The sequence below is a fragment of the Gilliamella sp. X-57 genome (assembly GCF_057063565.1).
The window spans coordinates 1-4,187 of record NZ_JBXSQI010000042.1; the positions used below are offsets into that span (position 1 = coordinate 1).

Here is a 4,187-nt window from a genome sequence, read left to right on the forward strand (position 1 = left end):
CTTTTCGGTAATACGACTCTTCCGCCGCATCAATCGTGATATCTTTGCCTGCGCCAAGATTCACATTATGCGTCCCAACCACTTCACTGCCCGTCACAGTTAAATGGTTGCCCGCATTAATGTTCACTCTGTCACCATAAACCCCACTGCCTTTTTGCGTGATATTATCGACCTCAATATCTTCAGTAATTGAACCCTTATTGAGTAAGCCTTTGGTTTTGGTTTTATGATGCTCGGTCAACTGTAAACGCGCTTGCTCACTACCGATATTAATATCATGCTCGGCTAGAATATTTAAGCGCTTATCGCTCGATAACGCCGCCGATTTCGCCAAGATATCATGCCCCGCAATTAAGTTAAGGTCGCCTTGGGTTAACAGTTCACTGCCCGCCACATCTTCAATATCAACCTTGTGTGAGTGATTCTTATTCCATATCGCGTCTTGATAGCTTTCTGTCTTTAAGGTCGATAAATTGATATCGTGCCCCGCTATCACGTTAGTGACCCCATCTTCACCACCATTTATCACCAAGGCCGCACCTAAATTAATGTCATGCCCCGCTTTTAAGTGGATATCGCCATCGGTGACGCTGAGACTTGAAACTTGGTCAATCACCGTGTTTTTGCTTTTGCTCGCGCCGTAATGTGTTTCGGTGGTCGAGGTGGTGCTATTTAAGTTGATGTCGTTATTCGCCTGTAAATAAGCCAACCTATCCGCTTTTAATTTGCCACTGCTGTTAATGCTATCTTTCGCTTGAATGATAATTGCACCCGCATCAATCAAACCTTGGTTATTGACGTTATTGCCTAATAAGGCAACCCGATTTTTACCTAATATCGTCCCCGAGGATTCGATATCCTTCTCCGCCAGCACCGTGACACTTTTACCCGATAATAATGCCCCCTCCGACGTTAATTGCAGGCGGTTATTTTGTAAAAATAATTCAGGATTCTATACCGTTTCATTTTATTAAAATTCAATAACAGCTTATTACTTGACGAGTTGCATTAAGTGGGATAGGGTAAATAAAGTACGATATAGTCTTATAATCTTGTGAGATCCTAAATTGAATGGCTCAGTTTTATATACAGGTCATCCTATTGCAATTAAAACCGAGCAAATCAAATTGGTATTAGAGTTTATAACTTAGTTATAAATTGAATCATCTATTCCAATTCTGCAAGGTTTGTCACAGAACTGGAAAAAGCAAAACAAGGTTATTTAGGAATTTTACCTGTCCACCAAATCGGTTTTTCATCCGCGCCTAAGTTATCAAAAACCGATAAATGTATATGTCCATAACTTATTAAATAAGGTAATGTGGTTATAGTCACCATTACTGGCTCATATTCATAATCGGGTTCTGATTTAAAGCCCTCATAACTTATCTTGGCAGATTCAACACAATAATGAAATGCATAAAAGTAACCATCAAAAATATCATATAAAGTTGATTTTGTTCTGTCTAAATCACTTTTGGCTTTACCTGATAAAATAGGCCCCCAATCAATGGCTTCTCTATCTAACTGTTTAAACTCCTCCTCGACCAATTTCATTAAAGATTCAGCCGTATCTAGCTCTTCTAACTTCAAATATCGACGATATAAACGGTCTGTTAAAATAGACCAATCTTCTTTGGGATATTTAGGCAAAAGATAATATGAAATACAATCAAAAAATAATTTCATATCACTGTCTGTACCTAGAGTAAATACAGAACCTCCTCCACTCATACCAATAGTTATTAACATTATTTAATTACCTTTTATCTTTTAACAATCTAATTTGTTGTTTTTTAATAATTCCATTCGATTGTCTGACTATCCCTTGTTTAATTTTAAATTCTAACGCGGGTGTTAAATGCTGCCCTCTAACATCTATCACAACCTCTTGTAGCATACCATTTGGTAAATGTTTTTGTCGTTCAATTGCTTGTTTAGAAATATTATTAATCAGATTATCAGCGTATTTGCCTATATCATAATTTTTCACTTCTATTGAACAAGTTGTGCCATTACAAAAATCAGGTCTTACACTCCCTTTTGTACCATGAGGGACTTCTACACCATCTTTATAACTTACTTGACCTCTATAATCTGGAGGCAAGCTAGCGCCGACATCTATTTCTGATGTGGATGAATGTGGGCGACCGTTGGTTGTTTTCCCTATATTCGGCGATGGCACCTTCGTTTTTGTACCATTTTCAAAAGTATAATAAGCACCGTTATTAGTATATATTGGGTTACCTGCGGCATCAAATTTTCCTGTATGGGTATAAACGCCGCCTTTCGGTCCGACAACATTAGCTCCTTGTGGAGTATAACCGTTAGGGAGTATTGGCTGTTTTCCAGCTTTTACTCTATTAATACCCTCGCTTATTTGCTCTACTTCTTTTGCCGATAACTTCTGCCCTGTAGCTCTAGCTTTCCAAGCTAAATTACTCAAACCTTTTGCAGTAACTCCACCTGTTGAGAGTGAAAATAACAATTCAGCATCTGATGTTGACACGCCTAATATCTTAGAAAGCCCCTCTGCTGTTTGCGTGTGATAGGTTTTACCATTATAAATGACCATCAATCCAGTCGCACCATTATCAACCATTGACCATGTTAAATATGCACTTGGTAAACACCCCAATCCTGAGACGCAAGCCGGTGATAATGCTACTGCTGCCATTCCATCTAAGACAGCCATCCCAACTTGAAGAGTACCTCCTGCTCGGGTACTTATACTGTATTCACTATCATAATAGGTTATTGTATCTGAAATCTTATTACCTGTCGTATACTCAAATAATTCTTCAATTTTTTTATAAGACTCTTTACCCCCTCCTGTAATATAAGGTGGCAATTCAACTTCAATTTCAGCTGTTTGACCTTTCAATTGTTCCCTATAAGACTCTAACTCAGGGCTATTACCCAGCTCTTCTAGTGCTAAATACGCTGCTTTATCTGGGTCATCATCCGCTAATCCAGCTGAACAATGAATTAATGCACAAGCTGCTGCACGATATAATAAATCTTCTCGTTCGTTTCCTTTAACAAGCTCTTCAATACGTTTCTTTTCTGTTGGGGTAAGTAGTCGGTTATTCTCAACCGCATTTTTCCCCGCAGCTACCCCAGTATTGATATCTTGGATATCTCCGCCCATCGCAGCAATGGCAAGACCTGTCGCAAGTTGTGATAGGGCGCTGACTTGTTGTCTTTCTTCTTGGTTTAGGTTTTTGATGTCTTTATCAGGGTAAAGGATACCCGCAATAACTTCTGCACCCCGTTCACCTATCGCTGCACCCATGCCACCCACAAGTGCAGAGTTGCCTTGCAGCTCAGCAACCACCGCACCGAGTATGGCATGGCTGACCGTGTTGGCGACGGTGTTCCCTTCGGTCTGTTGTTTGATAATAGTTGCTATCTTCGGCGCTAATGCCCCTGCGGCTGCCCCTTTTATGTCGCCACTGATTAAGCCGTTGATAAGGCTTACCGCCATGTCAATGCCTTGACGAGTGCTACTGCCCATCGCCGACATCCCTTTGTTCATTGCTTCTTTGTAAGCTTCTTCGTAGATTTTTTGTTGTTCTTCTTCTGTTAGTCCCTTGTTTTTGTTTTCTTCTTTTGCCTTTTCAACCGCTTTTTTCGCTTCTGATTCTGCTCGCATACGGTCTATATGGTTGAGCATCGTTAACGTTTCACCACCTATCTCACTCACTAACTGCGTTTGCTCGATGATGTCTTGCTCTTTTTCTTTGTTAAAGATATGGTTGAGCTCGTTATTGGCATGCTCCGTATCTCGACTTAACTCGTTGATATCTTGTTTTTGTTCATCTTTGTTGCGGATAATTATCGTCCCTTCCGATACCGCTGAATGCGTGGTCGAACGTTCACTTTCGCTTTTGTTGCGACTGGTTGGCATCGATGGCATACCGCTCGAGCTAACGCTTGCACTGCTGCTACTCACTTTGTAGTCCGCTTTGTTTTCTATATCACTAAAGCTGATTGTGCCCGTGTCTAGGCGGTTTTGGCTCTTGTCTTCCGCTTCTGACGATATCACCGCACCTTTTAAGTCGGTGTTGTTGCCAACCTTGATGTCAAAGCCACCCTTGCCCGCAAAAATACCCGATTGGTCAGTGACACTTTGCCAGTTGCTGTCCATCTTGGTCTTGCTTGCAGAAGCATTGAAACTACCGCCA

3 protein-coding genes are annotated in these 4,187 nt (G+C 40.8%); all 3 read right to left on the reverse strand.

The features are described from left to right. On the reverse strand, nt 1–874 hold an 874-nt coding region (locus ACYIAL_RS12480; protein ID WP_483751866.1), incomplete at its 3' end, for a hemagglutinin repeat-containing protein. Between the two features lie 344 nt (nt 875–1,218). Then, entirely contained in the window at nt 1,219–1,752 is a 534-nt protein-coding gene (locus tag ACYIAL_RS12485) for a hypothetical protein (RefSeq protein WP_174797981.1), read from the reverse strand. Nucleotides 1,753–1,759: 7 nt separating this feature from the next. Then, nucleotides 1,760–4,187, reverse strand: a 2,428-nt coding sequence (locus ACYIAL_RS12490) for a VENN motif pre-toxin domain-containing protein (RefSeq protein ID WP_483751867.1), incomplete at its 5' end; no start/stop codon positions are given.